At 67.3% G+C, this 18,708-nt stretch carries 23 protein-coding genes, 1 tRNA gene and 1 pseudogene; 8 read left to right on the forward strand and 17 right to left on the reverse strand.

Annotated features, from left to right (window positions below; all coding sequences use genetic code 11):
• Positions 1-2 precede the first annotated feature (2 nt).
• The gene (locus ABIA35_RS29780; RefSeq protein WP_370360026.1) at positions 3-1,172 is read right to left on the reverse strand and encodes a helix-turn-helix domain-containing protein; all 1,170 of its coding nucleotides are present in this window, start codon (positions 1,170-1,172) and stop codon (positions 3-5) included.
• Between the two features lie 117 nt (positions 1,173-1,289).
• Between ABIA35_RS29780 and ABIA35_RS29785 the strand changes: the two genes are divergently transcribed.
• The 6 genes from ABIA35_RS29785 to tgmC all read left to right on the forward strand — a co-directional run bounded on the left by ABIA35_RS29785 (position 1,290) and on the right by tgmC (position 4,517).
• On the forward strand, positions 1,290-1,484 hold the full coding sequence (locus ABIA35_RS29785; protein WP_370360027.1) for a hypothetical protein: 195 nt from the start codon (positions 1,290-1,292) through the stop codon (positions 1,482-1,484).
• Positions 1,481-1,669, forward strand: coding sequence for a hypothetical protein (locus ABIA35_RS29790; protein WP_370360028.1), 189 nt, complete (start codon positions 1,481-1,483; stop codon positions 1,667-1,669). Before ABIA35_RS29785 ends, ABIA35_RS29790 begins: the two co-directional genes overlap by 4 nt.
• The gene (locus ABIA35_RS29795) at positions 1,666-1,926 is read left to right on the forward strand and encodes a hypothetical protein (protein ID WP_370360029.1); all 261 of its coding nucleotides are present in this window, start codon (positions 1,666-1,668) and stop codon (positions 1,924-1,926) included. Before ABIA35_RS29790 ends, ABIA35_RS29795 begins: the two co-directional genes overlap by 4 nt.
• A 167-nt stretch (positions 1,927-2,093) precedes the next feature.
• Positions 2,094-2,402, forward strand: coding sequence for a putative ATP-grasp-modified RiPP (locus ABIA35_RS29800; protein WP_370360030.1), 309 nt, complete (start codon positions 2,094-2,096; stop codon positions 2,400-2,402).
• On the forward strand, positions 2,399-3,382 hold the full coding sequence (gene tgmB, locus ABIA35_RS29805; RefSeq protein ID WP_370360031.1) for an ATP-grasp ribosomal peptide maturase: 984 nt from the start codon (positions 2,399-2,401) through the stop codon (positions 3,380-3,382). Before ABIA35_RS29800 ends, tgmB begins: the two co-directional genes overlap by 4 nt.
• Positions 3,360-4,517, forward strand: coding sequence for an ATP-grasp peptide maturase system methyltransferase (gene tgmC / locus ABIA35_RS29810; RefSeq protein ID WP_370360032.1), 1,158 nt, complete (start codon positions 3,360-3,362; stop codon positions 4,515-4,517). Before tgmB ends, tgmC begins: the two co-directional genes overlap by 23 nt.
• A 138-nt stretch (positions 4,518-4,655) precedes the next feature.
• Here tgmC and ABIA35_RS29815 read toward each other — a convergent pair whose 3' ends face one another.
• From ABIA35_RS29815 to ABIA35_RS29880, 14 genes are all read right to left on the reverse strand, one after another.
• Positions 4,656-7,016, reverse strand: a complete 2,361-nt coding sequence (locus tag ABIA35_RS29815) for a hypothetical protein (protein WP_370360033.1) — start codon at positions 7,014-7,016, stop codon at positions 4,656-4,658.
• The gene (locus tag ABIA35_RS29820) at positions 7,016-7,447 is read right to left on the reverse strand and encodes a hypothetical protein (RefSeq protein ID WP_370360034.1); all 432 of its coding nucleotides are present in this window, start codon (positions 7,445-7,447) and stop codon (positions 7,016-7,018) included. The genes ABIA35_RS29815 and ABIA35_RS29820 overlap by 1 nt, the downstream gene beginning before the upstream one ends.
• Positions 7,448-7,572: 125 nt before the next feature.
• On the reverse strand, positions 7,573-8,145 hold the full coding sequence (locus ABIA35_RS29825; RefSeq protein ID WP_370360035.1) for a hypothetical protein: 573 nt from the start codon (positions 8,143-8,145) through the stop codon (positions 7,573-7,575).
• 70 nt (positions 8,146-8,215) lie between these two features.
• Positions 8,216-8,485 (reverse strand): hypothetical protein, encoded by a 270-nt coding sequence (locus ABIA35_RS29830; protein WP_370360036.1) that lies wholly within the window; start codon positions 8,483-8,485, stop codon positions 8,216-8,218.
• A 426-nt stretch (positions 8,486-8,911) separates the two neighbouring features.
• Complete coding sequence (locus ABIA35_RS29835) at positions 8,912-9,466, reverse strand: hypothetical protein (RefSeq protein ID WP_370360038.1); 555 nt, start codon at positions 9,464-9,466, stop codon at positions 8,912-8,914.
• A 197-nt stretch (positions 9,467-9,663) separates the two neighbouring features.
• On the reverse strand, positions 9,664-9,876 hold the full coding sequence (locus ABIA35_RS29840) for a hypothetical protein (protein ID WP_370360039.1): 213 nt from the start codon (positions 9,874-9,876) through the stop codon (positions 9,664-9,666).
• The gene (locus ABIA35_RS29845) at positions 9,873-10,463 is read right to left on the reverse strand and encodes a hypothetical protein (protein ID WP_370360040.1); all 591 of its coding nucleotides are present in this window, start codon (positions 10,461-10,463) and stop codon (positions 9,873-9,875) included. Before ABIA35_RS29845 ends, ABIA35_RS29840 begins: the two co-directional genes overlap by 4 nt.
• A complete protein-coding gene (locus ABIA35_RS29850; RefSeq protein WP_370360041.1) occupies positions 10,460-10,747 on the reverse strand; it encodes a hypothetical protein in 288 nt (95 codons plus the stop codon). Before ABIA35_RS29850 ends, ABIA35_RS29845 begins: the two co-directional genes overlap by 4 nt.
• 26 nt (positions 10,748-10,773) lie before the next feature.
• Entirely contained in the window at positions 10,774-11,277 is a 504-nt protein-coding gene (locus ABIA35_RS29855; RefSeq protein ID WP_370360042.1) for a hypothetical protein, read from the reverse strand.
• A 26-nt stretch (positions 11,278-11,303) separates the two neighbouring features.
• The gene (locus ABIA35_RS29860; protein WP_370360043.1) at positions 11,304-12,707 is read right to left on the reverse strand and encodes a YfjI family protein; all 1,404 of its coding nucleotides are present in this window, start codon (positions 12,705-12,707) and stop codon (positions 11,304-11,306) included.
• A gap of 359 nt (positions 12,708-13,066) precedes the next feature.
• A complete protein-coding gene (locus ABIA35_RS29865; RefSeq protein ID WP_370360044.1) occupies positions 13,067-13,708 on the reverse strand; it encodes a hypothetical protein in 642 nt (213 codons plus the stop codon).
• A 169-nt stretch (positions 13,709-13,877) separates the two neighbouring features.
• Complete coding sequence (locus tag ABIA35_RS29870; RefSeq protein ID WP_370360045.1) at positions 13,878-14,105, reverse strand: hypothetical protein; 228 nt, start codon at positions 14,103-14,105, stop codon at positions 13,878-13,880.
• A 116-nt stretch (positions 14,106-14,221) separates the two neighbouring features.
• The gene (locus tag ABIA35_RS29875) at positions 14,222-14,542 is read right to left on the reverse strand and encodes a hypothetical protein (protein WP_370360046.1); all 321 of its coding nucleotides are present in this window, start codon (positions 14,540-14,542) and stop codon (positions 14,222-14,224) included.
• Positions 14,539-14,781, reverse strand: a complete 243-nt coding sequence (locus ABIA35_RS29880) for a helix-turn-helix domain-containing protein (RefSeq protein WP_370360047.1) — start codon at positions 14,779-14,781, stop codon at positions 14,539-14,541. Before ABIA35_RS29880 ends, ABIA35_RS29875 begins: the two co-directional genes overlap by 4 nt.
• Positions 14,782-14,881: 100 nt before the next feature.
• Here ABIA35_RS29880 and ABIA35_RS29885 point away from each other — a divergent pair, with 100 nt between their 5' ends.
• Positions 14,882-15,442 (forward strand): helix-turn-helix domain-containing protein, encoded by a 561-nt coding sequence (locus ABIA35_RS29885; protein WP_370360048.1) that lies wholly within the window; start codon positions 14,882-14,884, stop codon positions 15,440-15,442.
• Positions 15,442-16,635 (forward strand): annotated as a pseudogene (locus tag ABIA35_RS29890) (Arm DNA-binding domain-containing protein); the annotation flags it as partial. The gene ABIA35_RS29885 and the pseudogene ABIA35_RS29890, both read left to right, overlap by 1 nt.
• Positions 16,636-16,831: 196 nt before the next feature.
• Here the strand turns inward: ABIA35_RS29890 and ABIA35_RS29895 are convergent.
• A tRNA-Arg gene (locus ABIA35_RS29895) sits at positions 16,832-16,904 on the reverse strand.
• A 102-nt stretch (positions 16,905-17,006) separates the two neighbouring features.
• Positions 17,007-18,266 carry a hypothetical protein gene (locus tag ABIA35_RS29900; RefSeq protein ID WP_370360049.1) on the reverse strand — a complete coding sequence of 420 codons (1,260 nt, stop codon included), beginning with the start codon at positions 18,264-18,266 and terminating at the stop codon, positions 17,007-17,009.
• Positions 18,267-18,708 lie beyond the last annotated feature (442 nt).

The raw sequence follows: 18,708 nt of genomic DNA on the forward strand, positions 1-18,708 counted from the left end.
GGTCACTCTGCTACCCCAGCGCGTACCGCCAGCGCGTGCAACCCGCGACCATCAGCCGGCTGCCGGCCGTCGAGCAGCGCGGAGATCACCGTCCGGGACAGCGCCCAGGTACGGATGTTCTGGGGGTCGTCACGCTCGGCCTGCAGCAGCAGGCGCAACGCGGTGTCGGGGCGCCCCGCCCTCTGCGCGGACCGTGCGGTGTCAACAAGGTGGTGGACCCGGCGTTCCCGCGACAGCCCCGCAAAGGCGGTGGGGCTGATCCTGGTGACAGTGTCGAGGGCTTGTTCGTAGCGTCCGAGATCGCCGAGGATCGACGCCTCATAGATCAGAACATTGGTGATGTTGAACCCTGTCAGCCGGTGGTTCGCATCCGGCGCGACCTGTCCCGCAGCCCGGCGCCCTTCCTCAATCATCACCGCGGCGGCGTCGGCGTCCGGCAGGCCGGCGGCAGCGTAGGCGCCCTTCAGGTACAGCATCCCGAGAGCGGAGATCCCCTCGGCGCCGAGGCCCGCCAGCTCGGTTCCGAACCCGTCTATGACCCGGTGTGCGATGTCCAGACCCACCTCGGGCCGACCGGCCGCGGTGGCGGCGTAGATGGCGCTCTGGGCCGACAAGGCAATTTCGATCGGGTCGCCTACGGCCTCGGCCCGGGACACGGCCTCGTCGCCGGCAGCCCAGCCGCCGGGGGCGTCCCCGAGTTTCGTCAGCGTGATGGCGGCGAGGTGGCAGACGTCGGCGAGCTGGCCTAGCTCCCGCGGCTCGCCGGCCCCGCCTTCAGCGGCGCGTGCCGCGTCGATGAGGCGCGGAAGCAGTGCAACGACGTCCTGCCAGCGTCCGGCCTGAAAAGCGAAGTGTCCATAGGCCGCCTGCTGGGCGATGTTCATACCGCCGGGGTCGCTTAGCGGAGTCGGGGCGAGTAATGCGGCGCGGACGTCGTCGATGGGGGAAACCGGCTCCTGCCCACTGTCGCCCATGAGGGTGGATAGCGGCACCGACAGCGCCGCGGCGAGGTCTTTCAACAGGCTGAGGCGCGGGTCGACTTGCAGGCGTCCGCCCTCGAACGTTTTGACCCAGATCAGGCTTTTGGACAGGAGGTCGGCGAGCTGCTGCTGGGTCAGGCCTCGCGCCGTTCGCAGCGTCTTGACCCGCAGGCCGATATCCAAGTCGTCCATCGCTACTCCTGCTGGCCGATGCCGCACGGTGACGGTATATGGACCGTATACCTACTGAGCGTGAGTGCAGCAGTAGCGTCCGATTCGCCAGGTCAGACAACTGCGAAGGGACTTCCGGTGGATCAACTCGAACTATGGGCGGTGCGCGGCCGGGTCGCTACGGCGGTCACGCGCGTGCGTGAGGCTCTGGCCCGGCTGGCGGTGGACAGCAAGGAACTCACGGACGCCATGGCCGAGGCCGAGCAGTTCGGGCTCTGCGACGTAATGCCAACCCCGGCCGGTGCCAATGCGATGCGGGGGCCGGCGAGATGACGTCGAACCCGAACGGGCGCGACCTGGCCCGCGACATCCGGAGCGACACCATCGGCGAGGTGATGGCCACACCGGGGCAGGCCGGTATCAGTACGTTTTGGCTGCGGCCGGTCGGCGGCGGCTACGAATGGCAGGTGCCGCCCCGATACGTCCAGATCATCAAGCGTGCCGAGGCGGCAGCATGACCGCCCGCACCAAACACGTCGGTGACCTCACGGTCTACGCCGGCAGTCTTGCCGAACTGGCCGCCGTCGCCGACGAATACGCCACTGGCAGGCGACCGATGCCGCGCGGACTGAACGCCGGGCACCTGGAGCACGTTGCCGAGCAACTGCGCGCCGGCCTGCGCGTGCACGACCTCGGCCCGCTGCGGTTCTACGCCGACGCAGCCGACGGCGCCCCGTTCCGCGCGCCCTACGCACCACCGGCAGCCGACGCGTAAGGCACATCGAAGTCGGCATGGGTACGGATTCACCCCCGACTCGAAGTCCGTAGCGACAGTCAGGCCAGCACGCAACGGGAACGGTAACCAGAAGCCCCCGCCGGCGGAAGCCGGCGGGTCATCACCACCAACCACCCGGCGACAGCCCCAACCGAAAGGAAGACCGAATGCCCACCCTGTTCGCGAACAGCACACGGATGCCCACGGGGACCACCCACACCGAGGTGCAGACGACCCCCCCACCGTTCGTGACCACGCGCCTACGTTCCTTCTCGCCCGGCGCGACGTTCCCGGCCCCGGCCCGCGTCGAGCTGGACCCGGCCACGCAGCTCGCCGTCCACTTCGACGCGGCCGGCAACGTCATCGAGATGGGAGAGCACGGGACCAGCACCAGCAGCGAGACGAGCACCTCGACCAGCTCTGACGGCGCGAACGGCAACACCGACACGAGCAAAGACCAGAGCAGCGACCAGTGAACACGCGTGATCGCCCTGTTCTGGTCGTGACGGACCTATACGACGGCACGGCCGACCTGGTGATCACGGAGCTGCACGGCCGGGGCGTCCCGGTCGTGCGGCTCGACACCGGGGAGTTCCCGACCGGCGTCACGTTCTCCGCAGCGGCCGGCAACGGCATCGAGTGGGCAGGGGAACTCCGCACCAACACCCGGGCTGCGGACGTTGGCGACATCAGGGCGCTGTGGTACCGGCGGCCCTCGGAGTTTCGATTCGACCACCTTGACCCACAGGTGGCGACCTACGCCACGCTCCATGCCCGGTACGGACTTGGCGGCGTCTTGGCGAGCCTTCCGGGGTGCCTGTACGTCAACCATCCTTTCCGGGCCGGTGACGTCGAGTACAAGCCCTTCCAACTAGCGACGGCGATCAAGTCCGGGTTCCGCGTTCCGCGAACTCTGATCACCAGCGCCCCGCAGAGCGCGCGGGACTTCGCGAGGGAACACGGGCGCGTCATCTTCAAGCCGCTCGCCACCCCCACCTACTTCGACGAGAACAACGTCGCGAAGACCGTGGGGGTCGAGCTGCTGGGCCCGGAAGACATCGACGATTCCGTTGCCGGGACAGCGCACCTGTTCCAGGTTGCCGTGGACAAGGTCGCGGATGTACGGCTGACCGTCATTGGCGACCGGGTGTTCGCCGTGCGGATTGACTCCGGACTGCTCGACTGGCGAACCGACTACAGCGCGCTGACGTACACGGTGATCGAGACGCCGCGTGGAGTCGACGACGCGCTTCGCCGGTTCATGGATGACCGCGGCCTGGTGTACGGCGCGTTCGACTTCGCACTCGACGCCGATGGGACATGGTGGTTCCTGGAGTGCAACCCTTCCGGCCAGTTCCTGTGGATGGAACCGCCCACGGGCCTACCGCTGACAAGCGCGATGGCTGATCTTCTGATGAAAGGTGAGGTGACGGGTGTCTTCGACTACGGGATCTGAGGCGCGTCGGCAACGGCTGGCCGACACCATCCAGAACAGCGGGGACCTTCGGTCACCCGCTTGGCGTGCGGCGGTCGAGGTGGTTCCGCGTGAGGACTTCCTGCCCGCTGGGATCTTCCAGCCGGACAACAGCGGCAAGTACACCGTGTGGAAGCCGATCCGGCCCGACACGCCGGGGTACCTCGATCTCGTCTACGAGGACCAGAGCTGGGTAACGCAGCTCGACGGGGAGACGATCCCGGCGCAAGCGGCCGGCCCCGTCGAGGGCGCCCCAACCTCGTCATCAACGCTGCCCTCTCTCGTGGTCCGCATGCTCGAAGAACTCGACGTCGAGGACGGTATGAACGTGCTCGAGATCGGGACCGGAACCGGATACTCAACCGCGCTTCTGTGCCAACGGCTCGGCTCGCAGCTGGTGACCTCGATCGAGGTGGACCCTGAGGTCTCTGGGCGTGCGGCGGCACATCTGAAGTCCGCAGGCTACGACCCGACGCTGATCGTCGGTGACGGACTCGAGGGCGTCCCGGAGCAGCGCTTCGATCGGATCATCGCCACGTGCTCGGTCCGGGTAATTCCTCAGGCATGGCTTAGCCAGACTGCCGTGCCCGGCGGGCGGATTCTCACGACCCTGTGGGGATGGATGGACGCGTCCGCGCTGGTCTCCGTCGATTTCGATGAGACAGGCCACGGGCAGGGCACCGTCTTGCCGGGGATGGTGTCGTTCATGCCGGCGCGCGCACACCAGGCTCCGCCGCTTCCGGTGCTGCCCGATCGGGCGGGCACGTCGCGGAGGACCGCAGTCACCGGCGAGGTACTCGGGGACTGGACGGCGCGTTGGCTTGCGCAGCTCGCCGCTCCGACTGCCCAGCGGGTGCAGTACTCCGAGGCCGGCGGGCGAAGGATTCTGATGCTGGACCGGGAGTCGGACTCGGCCGCGTGGTTCGCCGAGGACGGCGACCACTGGACCGTGAGCCAGACCGGCACGGAGCAGATTGGCGACCGGATCGAGGACGTTGTTGAACGGTGGACGGCGGCCGGGAGTCCCGATCAATCCACGTTCCGCGTCAGCGTCACGCCCGGCCGCCAAACGATCGTTCACCCCACCCTCGGGTCATGGGATCTGCCCACGCTGTGACGTAGACGTACACGCCCGGTCGCCATGATGCGGCCGGGCGTTGGCATGCCTACTGACCCTTATCAGCAGGACGTTCCCGCCAGTACCTGCACGTTCTTCAGCGGCGGCGCTGGAACCACGTTCACCGCTGCTCCTCACTCACAGGCTCAGGATCATCGGTCGCCACAGTCGCACGTCAGTGCCGGATGTTTGACCCTTGACCACGCCGTTTACGGACCGCGTCACTGTGAACGTCTGCGGGCTGCCCGCACCCGTGATGTTCGTGACCGTCATCCGCTCGCCACCGGCCGCGATGTCGAACGGAAAGTCGCCAGCGCTTGTTGTCCACAGCGGGGAGCCAGCGGCCGCGCCGGTCGTCGCCACACTGATCGTGGTTTCAGTGCCCAGCGGGTAGTCCTTGGCCAGTGTCGAGCCGTCGGTGTCGGCGTGGCCCAGCACCGGATCCTCAAGGATCGCGATCTCATACGGCGACTCCGGTGAGCAGTTCAGCACCATGTCGTGCTCGTAGATGCCGAGTGTTTCGGTGTAGCCCTGCACGATCAAACTGATCGGGTCCGGCGGCAGCTCGGGCGCTGGGTTCACAATCACGATTCGGTCGCCGATGTCCAACGTCAGCGCCGCGTTCATCAAGTCGATGTTCGACGTGAACGACGTGTGCCTCAGGTTCAAGCTGATAGTCGGATACCGAGGCTCGTCGACCGTGCCCAGGTGCAGCCGCCACCCGGCCTGGTCCGGCAGCAGCGAATCGGCGCCAAGGGAGATGTTGTAGACGGCCGCGTAGTCCCCGACTCCCGCCGGAGGCGGCTGGATCGACAACGTCCCGGTTGTCTGAACCAGCTGATACGACGATCCGTTGTTACGGGTAACGGTGATGTCATTGCGGGTCATCTGGTCGTCATCGAGCGGGTTCAGCGGCGCGGACAGCTGATGCTGCGAATGGTCGAGCGTAAGCCGCGGTGCTTGGTTGTACAGCGACTGCCGGGACCGCATCACCAGGGAAATCTGGTCCCTGGCCTCGAACAGCAAGCCCTGGCCAGTGCTGGTGGCCTCTTCAATCAGGTTCGCGAACGTGTCGGTGAGCTGATAGCCCATAGAAGGATTGACCGGGTTCGGGCCCACCCCCGACCACACCACTCCGGAACTGTCGGCCTGGTCCGTGTCGTAGCCGGCCGTGCTGACGCGCACAACGGCCGGGACGTTCTGTTCACGGCACAGCCGCGAAAATCGGTCGGTGTCGACGACATTGAGTTGAGGCACGAGGTTGGTTCCGGAGCACGGCGGCTCACCAAGCCAGCCGGTAAGCGCTTGCAGGTCTGAGACGGTGTTTTGGTAGTCCGACTGAACGGAGACGTGGCCAACGGCCGTATCGTTGATTTGCCCGTCAGGATTGATCACCACCTGGGTGACTTTGCCTACGGTCGCCGCGCTCCAGATGCCAGTGGCATCGGGTGGGCCGCCGGAATTGATGGGCGTGCGCGACAGGCTCCAGAAGATGTTCGAACCCGACGTCCGCAGCTCCATTGAAACCCGTGCCGGAAGACCGTTGACGCCGAAGGCCACATAGCCTGACGTGAACAGAGCGTTTCCCAGCTGGTCATAGGCCGTCATCTGAAGCGAGCCGCCGTTGGCAGCGCCGTAGCGCACGTGGTAGAAGCCCACTGTGCCGGTGGTGTAGACCCGAGCGATGACGGCGGTGTCGTAAGCGCCAGACGCCGGAACGGACAGCAGGAACCGCACCACGTTGCCGACCTCGAACGCGGGGGTCGGCTGCGTGTACGACGGGACGGCGGCAATCCACGTGCTGCCGGAGAGCAGCGGTAGCGGGTCGGAGCAGATGAAGTCGCTGTTGGACGCCAGCTTCGGCGTGCCGGACACCAGCATCGGGCTCTGCGCGGGAAGCCCGGAAGCCAGAGAGGTCGCCTGGGCACCGTCCTCGCAGGGCCAGTAGGCGATCAGTGTCGAGGGCGGAGAGACGGCGTAGGCGCGCCGCATCGCCGACCCGATGGGCTTGTTGCCTTGAGACAGCCGCCGCAACATCCCCGAGGGCTGGATCTGCTCGTACACGTCGCGCCCGGAGATGTCCGAGGTTGTTGGCCACGCCGGGACCTCACCGTAGTACCGGTAAAAGCGCTCTCCGTTCCAGGTACGTGAGATCCGTATCGGGGTGTTGCGACCAATCAGCTTGAAGTAGGGCCCGGTGGCAAGTCGCGGTGTGAACGTCCCGCCGCGGTTGTTCAGCGTCAACGCGGCCGTCTGCGGCTGGACTTGCGAGGTCTCGTCGGGTCGGCCACGCGAGATGCGGATCTTGTCGCGGTAGTACACGAACGGAGAGATGTCGATCCAGCCGACGGACCCAAGGTATATCTCGACCTTTAAACCGATCGGGTCGTTCGGGCCCTGGATCGGTGGTGAACCGGCCGTCGTGGGCGACGTGAGTGCCCATTTCCCCCAGTTGCCCCGGGTGCGGATCCAACCTGCGGCGAGCGGCGCGATACCCATCACTGCCCCCACGCGGAACCCTGCACGCGCACCTCAACGCGGGTGCCGGCAGGCAGATCAACGGTCTCGTTCAGGACGTAGGTCAGCGTACTGAGCAGGGCCTGCGCCGGACTGAACCTCGCGTAGGCGATGCCATGCAGGATCAGCAGGCCGTCAGGCTCGGCGGCAGTATCGAATGGGCTCGTACCGTCGGGCTGGTGCGGGGCGGACAGACCCGCAGTGGCCGCCTGGTGGTACGCCTCGGTCTGCAAGGGTCCGTATGCCTCTGCGGCCCGGTACAGGTCCGCCAGCGCGTCCTGTGCGGCGCAGGCAGCGCGGGTGAGCTGTTCGGCGGCGAGCTTCAGGTGCAGTTCTCTGACGTCGAGCAGCTGCCCGGTTGCGGCAGCGGCGCCGCGGACTATGTCCTCGGCCGCCGTGACAGCGTCGTTCATGAAGGGGGTCCTACCTGTAATGGGTGGCGAGGTCGGCAGGCCCGGACACCCCACCATCCCCAGGAAGGTGTCCGGGCGGTCTTGTGGCGCCGGCTACGGCCGCGCCGCGCGATACGGGCGCGCGGTCACAACGTGCTTCGCAGTAAAGGCTTGGGCCCGGTGGGGCGTCCGAAACCGTCGGTGTATTGGCCATGCGGGAACCGCGCGTTTTGCGGCTCGGTGATGAGCACGGGACTTTCGACCAGCGGCCGGGGCTCGACCACGGCACCGGGACGCCGGGTCCGCTTGGCGGCCTGCCCGGCGAGCCGCTGTGCCAACTTCGGCGCCTGCTGCGACACCGCGTTCCCCAGGGCAACCTCGCCGGCGGTGAGTACCGGCCGCTTGTGCCGGCTGCCCATCAGGTCCGAAGAGAGCCAGAACGCCGCGGCGGCCGGAACGTCGTAACGGCCCTGCGCGGTGGCCTCGGTGTCGCAGAGCGCGGTGGTGATGGCGGTAAACGCGGCGATGCCTTCCGGGCTGAGGGTGGCGGCGCCGAACGACGCCAGCGAGAAGGCATAGGACGCCAGCACCTCGGCGAGCGTCTGGGCGATGACCGATACGGTCGTCGGCTCGGTCGTGGCATCGCTCGGTCGGACGGGTGCGGCCGGCTGCTCGGCCGGCTGCTCCTGAGGTTCGATAGTGGCTTTGGCGCGCGCCATGGCGGATTCCTTTCCCAATGATTTGAAGTGCGGGTTACGTGCTCAGGCCCAGATCGGACGGCCGGGCGCCTTACTGGCGGCGGTTCTGCCGCGACAACTTCTTCGACGTCTCCATCAGCGCAAGCAGGTCGCGGTCCAGCTGGGCAGCCGCAGCCTTCCGCCGCGCTCGCTCAGCCGCGTACTCGGCGCGGAACTGCCGAATGTCCTCGGCCGTCGTAAATGGGTCCTCGGCAAGGTGCTGAGCCCGCGCGGCGGCCACCTCGTTGACGCGTCCGGACAGTTCCGGCGTGTGCGCCCTAGTGACCTCGGAGTACCGTTCGCCGCTTCTTGGCGTGGCCATGGTCATACCCTTCGCGCTGCTGCCTGTCGGCCGTCCACAACGCCAGTACCGTCGCGTCCACCTCGTAGCCGCCCCCGCGAGCTGGGGTTGCCGGCAGGTCGCCGCGGTGGAACAGGCGCCGCATGTATGAGTCCGACACGCCTACAAGCCGTGCGGCCTGTGCTGTGGAAAGCCGTTCTTCCGGGCTCCACGCTGGCAGTTCACCGTTAAGAACAGGTCCAATAGTTGCGGGACCCGACTCAACCAGCACTGATGAGCGGAACTGCAGCGCAACCGCGTGTATGTCGGCGGCGATCTCCCGGACCGACGAGGGAACGCACGCGTCCCGCAACCGGGCGTCGGCCAACGCCCGCATCAGCAGGCCGTCCAGACGGGCGCAGTCCTCGCCGCTCAACACCACCGCCGGGCCAGCGACGTAACGTGACGTCATCCCTCGTCCTCATCCGCGGCAAGGTGCACAAACGTCCACGCCAGCATGCCCGCAACGTCCGTCGTCGACTCCTCGATCTTCGACGCGATCAGGCGCGCCAAGCTCGCAATAACCAGCAGCGGATCCGCGTCACCGATCGTGTCGGCCACCGAGATGTCCGTCAGGCGGTAGCACTGCCTGGCGATGACCGCCAGCATTGCCCTGCCAGCGGAGGTCCGGGCCGCAGCCCCGGGATCTTCACCGGTGGGCGCAGCAGCCTTCGCATCGCTCGACAGTACGTTCAAGGCGTCGGCGCACGGCGACGCGAACAGTGGCTCAACCTGGAGCAGTGACTCCGCCAGCCGGTTCAGGTCCCTCAACGCCCGAGCAAGTGCAGGCGCCTGCTTCGCCACGCACCTGCCGCACACGGGGCGACGGCCGCCGGCGCCGACGGCAGCGATGCAGAACCGTCCGGCCGCTGTTGTGGTCCTGTTGCACAACGGGCACCGGGCCACCCACGGGCCTTGTTCCGGGATCTCGAAGATCTCGACCGGCCTATCGAAGTTCGTCATGTACGTGCTTTCCGTGATCGGGGTAATGCGGGTGGGGTGAGCCCGGCGCGGGCTGTTGTCGGTCAGCCGTTGCTCGTTTCAGAACCTCAGGCCTCCGCCGTTTTGATCTTCATTGGGCGTGACCAGCGCGTGACCACATGGGTTCTGACCTGCACATTTGGTGCGGGGTCCGGATATCTAATCCGGTGGTTTTCGGCCTAGCAGAGGTCCGCCCACGACACGCCAATGACCTGGTAGGCAACGGTGCGGCCGTCCGGGGCGTCGTAGACGAGCGTCGAGACGAGTTGGCCGTCCTCGTACCGCTCGAACCGGTCCGGGGCAACACAGCGGCCGTACTCGGCCTCAACCGTTGCATCGGCAACGGCCAAACGCTCCAACGCCGCAGCGGCAGTGTCCATGAAGTCGCTCATGACTTACTTCCATTCGACAGGGCCCGCAGCTCGCGGGCCACGATGATGTTCGCTTGCGCCTGCTGCTCCGGGGTCAGGTCGACGGCCGCGAAGGTGCGGCGGATTGCCTGCACCACCTGCTCGGCCTGCGCCTCGCTGATGCGCATGAGCCGGGTGTCGATGTCGAGCCGGGCAATCGCCGCCAAAACACTGACGCAGCGGTCCATGGATCGTTCGAACAACGCAACCTCGGCGCGGAGCTGCTCGCCGCCGTGACTGTTCTCGTACCTCACCGACGTCAGCTCGTTCACCTTCTCGGCGAGGGCATCGCGCCACGCAAGGACCTGGCCGGCAAGCTTCGACAGCTCAGTAAGCGGGTCGGCGACCGGCGCGACGTCGAGCCGCGCAAGCTGTTCGGCAGCCTGGCGTTCGAGCAGGACCCGGTTCGCGCCCTTGGTCACCGAGCGGGTGGCGCCGCCGTGGAGCTTGCAAGAGCCTTCGCCGACATGCCCGGTGCCCCAGCCGGCGACCTGGGTACAGGTGCCCTCGCCTTGCCGCAGCTTGGCGCCGCAGCGGGGCCCGTCACGACCTACCTTGCTTCGGGTCATGCGTCACGACCTTCGGAAACGGTGAGCCACGCCTCGAGCGTGGCGACTTCCCGGGACCGCTGGATCCGGGCGTCGGCGGAGAGCGAGATGAGGACGCGGTCAGCGAGGGTGACGTATTCGTCGGGGTCGGGGAGCCATCCGCCGGCGACCATGCGGGCGCGGACGTCTTGGAGTTGGGCGCTGGTGGTGGTGGCGAGGTGGTGGATCTGCTCGGTGGGGTTGTCGCCGGCGGGTTCGCCGAGGCGGCCGAGGGCTTCGCGGGCGATCTGTTCGGGGTCGGTCATGGTGTTCTCCACGTTCGGGCGGGCGGTCAGGCAGGGCTGGTGACGCTGCGGACGATGGTCTTGATGCGGGCTGCGTCGTCGTCCCAACCGACACGGCCGAGGTGTCGCCAGGCGGGCGGGGTGTCGTCATTGAAGTCTTCGGAGTCGCCCCAGTCGGCCTGGGACACGTCGATGCCGTCGGCGCTGATGACGTACAGCCAATCGACGAACGTGGCGTCGCTGTCTTGCGTGAACGGGGCGAGCGTCTTGTGCCGGTCGCCGTGGCAGTAGCAGACGAAGCCGTCGCGGCCGAACTGCTTGTCGTTGTTCCAGCCGGTGTCGGCGGTGGGGTCGTCGCCGAGCTGGGACCAGCCGCCGGGGTGCTCGTTAATCAGGAAGCGCTGCATGGCGTCCAGGTCGCGGCCGAAGGGTCCGTGGTAGAGCCAGGTCAGCAGCCCGATGACGTATTCGGGCGGGCCGGCGGTGTGAACGGTGCGGCCCGCGAAGCCGGCGGAGTTCGGGCGGGCGATGACGGACGGGTAGTAGGACATGGGCTGGTTCCTTTCTGTCAGTTCTGTCAGCGGGTTTCGGCACACCATGGGTGGACGTCGTATCGGGGGGATGGCGGCCGGCCGCCTTGGCCTTCGGCCCGTTCCGGGGCGGGCTGTACCGCCACCCACCCGGCCTCGGCAAGGAGATCTAGTGCGTCCTGCACCTGGTCTGCGGATGCGATACGGCGACTGAGTCCACGCTGCATGTCGCGCTTGGTGAAGTCTTGAAGCGGGTTGGTGCGGTGCCGGATCCACGCAAGCGCGTCGCGGGCGACGTCGAGGGTTTCGTCTTCCTCCTTGCGGCCCATCAGTTCGTAGATCCGTTTGGCATGGGCGATGAGGTACGGGCCGAGGTTGACTGCCTTGTTGACGTGCTTGTCGTCGATCTCGCGGCATCCGGGGTTGTCGAAGAGGGCGAGCAGCGCGGCAACGCGGGCGCAGTTGCCTGCGAGCTTCCCGGCCCATTCGCCGATGCCTCGCAGGTCGCCTTGCGGCCCCAGCCGAGGCTCAATGGACGCCCGGTAGGTGGCCAGCACCTTCGCGGCCTCGGTAGTGAATTCGATAGTGTCGCTGTCGCTGTCCCAGACCTTGTCGATGAGGTCTTCGATGCGCCTCGCGTAGGCGTTGTCGACGTTGGCCGGCACAGGGTCGGCGCTCTCAATCCGGCTTCCTACGCGGGAGACCGGAAGGGTGTAGAGGTACCTGCCGAACAGGCCCTTTCCCTGCAGCTTGCCGTGCTTGCGGGCGAGTCCGTCCAGGACTGCGGGCTGGAACAGCAGTGCCATGGCCACGTGCGCCTCGTCGGACAGGATCGTTTCGCGGGTAATCCGGTCCACGGGCTCGGAGTCGCCGGAGTAGGCGTTCAGGAAGAAATTGATGTTCGGCTGGTCCTTGGAGTAGCCGCCGCTCATCATCTCCAGGGTTCCGCCTTCGGCGGAGATGATGGCGATCCGGCCGCCCTGCTCGGCGCAGCGCTTGGCCGCGATCTCCGGCGTGAGGTCGCCGAAGATGATGCGCGGCGGCTTGGGGACCTGGCCGATCTCAGCGAGCCTTTGGCGGGCTGCCTTGGCGTCTGCGGTGGCCTCCTTGCGGGCATTTTCCGTCTTGGCGGTCCCGGCCCTGGCTTCCGCGGCCTTCATCTGTGATTCGGCGATGCGGCGGTCCTGCTCCAGCTCTTCGATCTCGTCCTTCCGCTCGATCTGGAGCGCCTTTTCGGCGTCGCGGATTGGTGCGCTGAGCTTCCGAATCAGCGGCGACTTCAGTTCGCTGGATCCGGCGAGTCCGGCCACCCACAACGACGTCGTCTCATCCCATCCAGGGCGGACCTTGATGCGCCGTCGGCCGCCGACAGAGGCGGAGATGATGCCAAGCGCCGTCATCGCCGCGAGGTCGACCGGCACCTGGAACTGCTCCGCGGCGGCTTCGACCATCGGGGACAGGTTGTCCCCAAGTTCAGTCACCGGGAACACGGGAAGCGGCGGCGCGTCAATGGGCAGCGGGTCTTCCCAGCCGGGGGCGCTCGGCCGCGTGCCAGTGCCAGATTCGCTACCCGGGAATCCGCTGACAGAACTGACAGAACTATCGGCGTGTCCGTTTTGACTTGATTCCCGGACCCCAGAGGGGGTTCTGTCAGTTCTGTCAGCGGATTCCGGGGAACCGTATCCGTGATTGCGCCCCCGTCCTTGGTTGCTGAGGTGCTTCAGCGCGATCGCCTCGGCCGGGTCAGCTGACGGCCCTGCAGTTGCGTTTTCCCTGCTCCGCGGGCCTGCCGGGGTGCCATAGCGCTTGGTCACGATGTCGCGCCCTTCGTGGTGCTGCGGTAGGCGGAGGAGATCAGGCTTTGTGCCGCGCCTTCGTCGATGCCTGCGGCGGTGGCGGCTTCCATCAGAGCCTGAGCAGCGGTTTCTGCCTCGAACAGGCCATGCGCGGCGTGCTCGAAGGTTTTGTCAGCAGCCCAGCGGAGGCGGCGGCTTCGGTCGGGTGCGTCGGCCTGCAAAACGCTGCGCAGGAGTCCGGCGAGCGTGGCCGCAGCGCGGGTTTTCGGGTGACGGGCGATGGCTTCCACGGATGCGCGGCACCGCTCTATGCACTGCGGGTCCTGCTCGACGCCGGGGAAGTCGCCCGGCCGGGGCTTGATGCGTTCGAGTTCTTCGGCGCGCTTCTCCGCGTGGGTGCGGGACATCGGCGAGCCCAGGAAGTGAGAGCGTTCGGCGACCTCGGCCCAGGTGGCGTCGATCTCGTCCTTCATGTCGGCGCGGCCGGCTTCGAAGGCGTCGGCGATGGCGTAGGCCAGGGCTTCGCCGCATTCGCGCCAGCCCCGCTGGTAGGCGCGTTCCACCTCGTCGCGCTGCGCTCCGATGATGTTCACCAGGCGATCAGCGGCGCGGAGGTTCTCCTGCAGGTCCGTGGAGACGGTGATGTACTCGCTCACCGCGCACCGCCGTTCCAGCGGCAGCAACCGCAGGCGCACAAATTCCAGCGTCGGAACAACGTGCGGCAGACGATCTGCGATGCCAGCCCGTAGGCGGTGAGGTGGGACCAAGCCCGGAACGACGCGTTCAGGTCGGCGTCGGCACGGTTCCGGATCGTGGCCCGCACCATCAGGCACCGCCGGCGACGACGAACACCAGCCCGTTGCGACAGGCGGTGACGCGGATCCCGAACTCGGTGACCCGGTGTTGCGACCCGCAGGCGCTGCAGTTGTAGAAGATGAACTTCTGCTGCGTGCCGGCATGGGTCTTTACCAGCACGAGACGTCCACGGACGCGCGGCGGCTTGCTGCGCCGAGCCTGTGGCTTCGGCACGGGATTCGTGCCCTGACGTGGCATTACGTGCTACCTTCTTAGGGTCGAAGTTGAGGCGTGGCGACGTCTTTCAGCGGCTGGTCTTGGTAGGGGCCGGCCGCTTCGTCATGTTCGGGACCTGTGAAGTACTGGGGCTGCGGCTACGACGCACGCGCACCGGGAGGGTCGGCATCTGCGGCGCTCAGGAGTCTGAGCTTCGAATGGTTGTTGCTGTCCGACGTCGCACCCAGCGGATCCACGCCGGCGTCTCCGAACAGCAGGCGCAGGATCTCCGAGGTCGGCACGACGTAGCGGTTACTGCCGGGGACCTTGATCACACGGAAGTCGGTCACGCCTGACCGAAGGATCTCGTAGGCCCTGGTGCGCCCCACCCCGTACACCAGTTGCACGGCCGTGACGCCGTCGGTGCGCACGCCGAGGGCGCGTATGTCAGCCTCGGTCCAGACCTTGCGGGCGCTCACTGCTCGGCCCCGCTATATGGGGCGAGCAGTGTCGACAACTCGGTGAGCCCCAAGACATCTGCTAGCCGCTTGAGTTGGTCAACACTCACACCGGCTTGTCCCCGCTCAACCTTTGACAGGTGACCAGCATCCATGCCGCTCTTACGTGCCGTTTCCCGCAGCGACCAGCCGCGCGCCACCCTAACCGCCCGAAACGGCGGTACAGGGCGATTCAACACGGGAGTTGGATCTCTCTGCATGGAGACAGTATGTAGCCACCGGTGAACACGAGTCAACTTCACTGTGGAAAAGACGTGCTCAAATCTGTGTGAGCGTTGAATCCCGTGCTACCGTGGCGCCATGGAACAGGAAACATCGCCGATCACCCTTGACCAGGTGGTCGCCTATAACCTGCGCCGCGCGCGGCAGCTTCGCGGGTGGACTCAGGCCCAAGCTGCCGAACACTTGGAGCCTTTTCTTGGCGAACGCTGGTCGCCGGCTGTCTTCTCGGCTGCAGAGCGGTCATATGAGGGGCCCAGGGTTCGCGAGTTCACGGCGAGTCACCTTCTTGCCTTCTCGCGCGGCTTTGACCTGCCGATTACTTGGTTCTATGAGCCGCCCTCGCCGGACGCCGAGATCACGTCGCGCGGGTCCAGCGAAGTCATTAGCGGCGAAGATCTCGTAAAGCTGCTCGGCGGTCGCGCCGCCGAGACGTGGGAGTCAGTGCGAAAACTGCTGTACGACCTGCTCGTCGACAAGGCCGCCAGCGGCGATCCGGACTATGACCTGGTCTCCCAGGCCATAAACCGAGCGCTGTCGCTCGACCTGCTCACCGTGGAAGACGTGGAGGCCATCACGCGCCTCTACGCCGTCACCACGGCACGGCGGAAGGCAACTTACGAAGCAATGAAGGGGGACTGATGAAGGGCTCGACGCTCAAGCGCTGCACGTGCCCGGTGAAGTACAAGACGTTGGTTGACCCGGAGACCGGCAAAGAGTCGCGCAAGCGTCTCAACTGCCCAAAGGATCACGGGTCGTGGTCGTACATTGCCGACGTCGGGGTCGACGAGGTCACCGGCAAGCGCAAGCAGCTCAAGCGAGGCGGCTTCAAGACGCAGACGGCCGCGCAGAACGCACTGAACAAGGTTCTGAACCAGGTCCGTACCGACACTTACGTGGCCGACGACGGAACCACGGTCGCGGCCTGGCTAAACCAGTGGGTCGACGAGCGGCAGGCGCTCGGCAAGATCAAGGACACGACCGCCGACGGCTACCGCGACCACATCAGGGTTCACCTGGTGCCGCGTATCGGCCGGCTGAAGCTCCGCGACCTGCGACCCGGGCATATTCAGAAGCTGCTGGAAGATCTCGGCAAGGGCGACGACCGCGGCGCCGCTACCGTGACGCGCATCCACGCGACTCTGCGCAGCGCGCTGACGGTCGCCGTCAAGCGGCAGCTGATCCTGAGCAATCCGGCGCAGTTCGTCGAGCTGCCGGAGACTGAGCGGCCCGAGGTGCACCCGTGGGAAGCCGAGGAGCTCGGAGCCTTCCTGGACTCGGTGGCGTCGCACCAGCTGTCCATCCTGTTCGAGACGGTTGCCGCAACAGGCCTTCGTCGCGGGGAAGTGCTCGGCCTGCGCTGGTCTGACCTCGACCTCACGGAGCGGTTCCTACTTGTGAACCAGCAGGTGAAGGCCTGCAACAAGGTGCGCACCGGCCAGCAGCCGGAATGCCCGTACTGCGGCGTAGCGCACGGCGGCCTCGTCTTCGACATGAAGCCGAAGTCCCGAGGCCGCAAGAACAAGCCGGTAGAGCTTGAAGACAGAATCGTCGGCGCCCTGCTGCTGCATAAGCTCGCGCAGGACGCCGAGAAGGAAAAATGGAGCGACGCGTACCGGGATCACGGTCTGGTGTTCACGCGTCCCGGCGGCGATCCGCTGGTGCCGGGTGACGTCAGTGAGTTGTTCCATGACCTGATCGACGCGGTGCGGTTCGACGAGGACGCGCACTTGCCGGACGATGAGCGCCGGCGGCTCGGCCGGGTCCGTCTGCATGACCTTCGCCACGGGCATGCGTCGCTGATGCTCGCGGCCCGCGTGCCGATCGAGATCGTGTCCAAGCGTCTCGGTCACAGCTCGATCGGGATCACCGCGGACACCTACTCGCACCTACTGAAGGACGTTGGCCGTGGTGCCGCGGAGTCGGCATCCGCGTTGGTGCCTCGAAAGCCGCGCGACCAATCGGTGACCAATCCGGGTGTGGCGACCAAATTCGGTGCCCCTGGGAAGGGTCCGGCTGCTGGTCAGAGAGTGCCCCCGGCAGGATTCGAACCTGCGACCATCGGATTAGAAGTCCGGTGCTCTATCCACTGAGCTACGAGGGCCTGGCGGCGACGCGGGCTCATCTTAGCGGGTCGGGGGTGGGTTCCAGCCTGACGTTTCTGGTGGGTTGTGTGGCCCCGCCGGTGGGCGGGGCCGGGGGTGGGTCAGGCTTCGGGGGTGAGGATGGTGCGCAGGTCGCGGCGGGCTTTTGCCAGGATGGCGCGGGCCTGGTCGTGGTGGGTGGGGTTGGGGGTGCTCACGGCGGCCGCGTAGGCGTTGGTGAGCTTGCGGAGGGCTCGGTCGGCGCCGGCCAGGGCTTCGCGGGTGGTGCGGCGGGCGGCGCGCTGGTCGGGGGTGGGGCGGCCGGAGTCGCGGGGCTCGGTGCGGGCGGCGCGGCGGGATTCGGCGGCTGCACGGCGGGATTCGGCCCGGGCGGTGCGGTGGTGCTCGCGGTGGGCCTCGCGGCGCTGCTCGCGGTCGGGGGTGTGGCGCTGCTCGCGGTCGTGCTCGGCGCAGTGGTGGTGGTTGTTGTTGTGGGGGGCGGTGCGGTGGTGCTCGTGGGATTCGGCGCGGTGCTGGTCGCGGTGGGCGGCGCGGCGCTCTTCGCGGCGGGCGGCGCGGTCGGCTTCGCGGGGGTCGGAGTCGCCGCGGGTGCGGCGGGTGGGACCGAAGGCGGGGCCGGGGATGTCGCCGCGGGTGCGACGGTTGCGGCGGGTGGGGCCGAAGGTGCGCGGGTCGGTGTGGCGCTCGAGGGCGCGGGCGAATTCGGGGCCGCGCGGGTCGAGGCCGTGAGCGAAAGCGAATTCGAGGGCGCGCGGGTCGAGGTCGAGACCGAGGGCGAAGGCACGGCGGGAGCGGCGCGGGGCGAAGTCCGGGCGCGCGGAGTCGCGGCGGGAACCGTGCTGGGCGAAGTCCGAGCGAGCGAAGTCCGAGCGAGCGAAGTCGCGGCGGGAGGGACGCGGGGCGAAGTCGCGGCGGTCGAAGTCCGAGCGGGCGAAGTCGCCGCGGTCATACTCGCGGCGGGAGCGGCGCGGGGTGAAGTCGCGGCGGGAACCGCGCGGGGTGAAGTCCGAATGGTCGAAGTCCGGGCGAGCAGAGTCGCGGCGGTTGGAGTCGTGGGACTCGGGACCGCGGAAGTCGGAGTCGCGGCGGTCGGAATCGCGGCGTGAGGAGCCTCGCGGGCCGGGGCCTCGGCGGCCGAAGTCGGGCTGGTCGAAGGCGCCCTGGTCAAAGACGCGGGGGCCGTAGCCGCGGCGGTCGGAGTCGCGGCGGCCGTAGCCGCGCGGGCCGGAATGGCGGCGGTCGGAGTCTTCGTCCGTGAAGTCGCGCGCGGTGAAGTCGCGGCGGTCGGAGTGGTGGTGGCATCCGGGGTGGCCGTGGCGCTGGGCGCGGCGGCTTCGGGGGGTCTGGGTGGGGGTGTTCATGGGGTCCTCTTTCTGGAGGGTGACGATCGTCTCCGATCTGTCTTTGGCCTGTCTTCGACAGTCTTTGGTTGCTGTCGATACGTTAACGATATATCGATTACTTGCGGAAGGCAAGTCATGGGTGGATCCGCAGGTCGGGTGCGTGGTAGGCGCTGATTGCGACGATGGCCAGGGCTAGGGCGGCTGCTGTCAGGAAGACCAGGTGGTAGCCGGGTGCCAGGGCTGGGCGGGAGGGGTTCGTGGTGTGGGTTGCGGCGATGGTGGCGGCCATGAGGGTGGGGAGGTCAGGCCGATGCCGGTGGCGATGAGGAGGATGGGGTCGAGGATGTCGGTGAGGTAGGCGGCACCGGTGTGGGCTTGGGCCAGCCAGCCGAAGACCGAGGAGGAGGCACGCGCTGCCGGCGGCTGGGCATCCGCGGCGTGGCCCTCCCCCGACGACAAG

The sequence above is a fragment of the Catenulispora sp. MAP12-49 genome, assembly GCF_041262705.1.
GTDB lineage: Bacteria > Actinomycetota > Actinomycetes > Streptomycetales > Catenulisporaceae > Catenulispora.

Excerpts from the sequence above, each read along its gene's own strand:
- ABIA35_RS29780 (WP_370360026.1), bottom strand. The coding sequence starts at position 1,172 with ATGGACGACTTGGATATCGGCCTGCGGGTCAAGACGCTGCGAACGGCG.
- ABIA35_RS29790 (WP_370360028.1), top strand. The coding sequence starts at position 1,481 with ATGACGTCGAACCCGAACGGGCGCGACCTGGCCCGCGACATCCGGAGC.
- ABIA35_RS29795 (WP_370360029.1), top strand. The coding sequence starts at position 1,666 with ATGACCGCCCGCACCAAACACGTCGGTGACCTCACGGTCTACGCCGGC.
- ABIA35_RS29800 (WP_370360030.1), top strand. The coding sequence starts at position 2,094 with ATGCCCACCCTGTTCGCGAACAGCACACGGATGCCCACGGGGACCACC.
- ABIA35_RS29815 (WP_370360033.1), bottom strand. The coding sequence starts at position 7,016 with ATGGGTATCGCGCCGCTCGCCGCAGGTTGGATCCGCACCCGGGGCAAC.
- ABIA35_RS29820 (WP_370360034.1), bottom strand. The coding sequence starts at position 7,447 with ATGAACGACGCTGTCACGGCGGCCGAGGACATAGTCCGCGGCGCCGCT.
- ABIA35_RS29825 (WP_370360035.1), bottom strand. The coding sequence starts at position 8,145 with ATGGCGCGCGCCAAAGCCACTATCGAACCTCAGGAGCAGCCGGCCGAG.
- ABIA35_RS29830 (WP_370360036.1), bottom strand. The coding sequence starts at position 8,485 with ATGGCCACGCCAAGAAGCGGCGAACGGTACTCCGAGGTCACTAGGGCG.
- ABIA35_RS29835 (WP_370360038.1), bottom strand. The coding sequence starts at position 9,466 with ATGACGAACTTCGATAGGCCGGTCGAGATCTTCGAGATCCCGGAACAA.
- ABIA35_RS29840 (WP_370360039.1), bottom strand. The coding sequence starts at position 9,876 with ATGAGCGACTTCATGGACACTGCCGCTGCGGCGTTGGAGCGTTTGGCC.
- ABIA35_RS29845 (WP_370360040.1), bottom strand. The coding sequence starts at position 10,463 with ATGACCCGAAGCAAGGTAGGTCGTGACGGGCCCCGCTGCGGCGCCAAG.
- ABIA35_RS29850 (WP_370360041.1), bottom strand. The coding sequence starts at position 10,747 with ATGACCGACCCCGAACAGATCGCCCGCGAAGCCCTCGGCCGCCTCGGC.
- ABIA35_RS29855 (WP_370360042.1), bottom strand. The coding sequence starts at position 11,277 with ATGTCCTACTACCCGTCCGTCATCGCCCGCCCGAACTCCGCCGGCTTC.
- ABIA35_RS29860 (WP_370360043.1), bottom strand. The coding sequence starts at position 12,707 with ATGGTCGAAGCCGCCGCGGAGCAGTTCCAGGTGCCGGTCGACCTCGCG.
- ABIA35_RS29870 (WP_370360045.1), bottom strand. The coding sequence starts at position 14,105 with ATGCCACGTCAGGGCACGAATCCCGTGCCGAAGCCACAGGCTCGGCGC.
- ABIA35_RS29880 (WP_370360047.1), bottom strand. The coding sequence starts at position 14,781 with ATGCAGAGAGATCCAACTCCCGTGTTGAATCGCCCTGTACCGCCGTTT.
- ABIA35_RS29885 (WP_370360048.1), top strand. The coding sequence starts at position 14,882 with ATGGAACAGGAAACATCGCCGATCACCCTTGACCAGGTGGTCGCCTAT.
- ABIA35_RS29900 (WP_370360049.1), bottom strand. The coding sequence starts at position 18,266 with ATGAACACCCCCACCCAGACCCCCCGAAGCCGCCGCGCCCAGCGCCAC.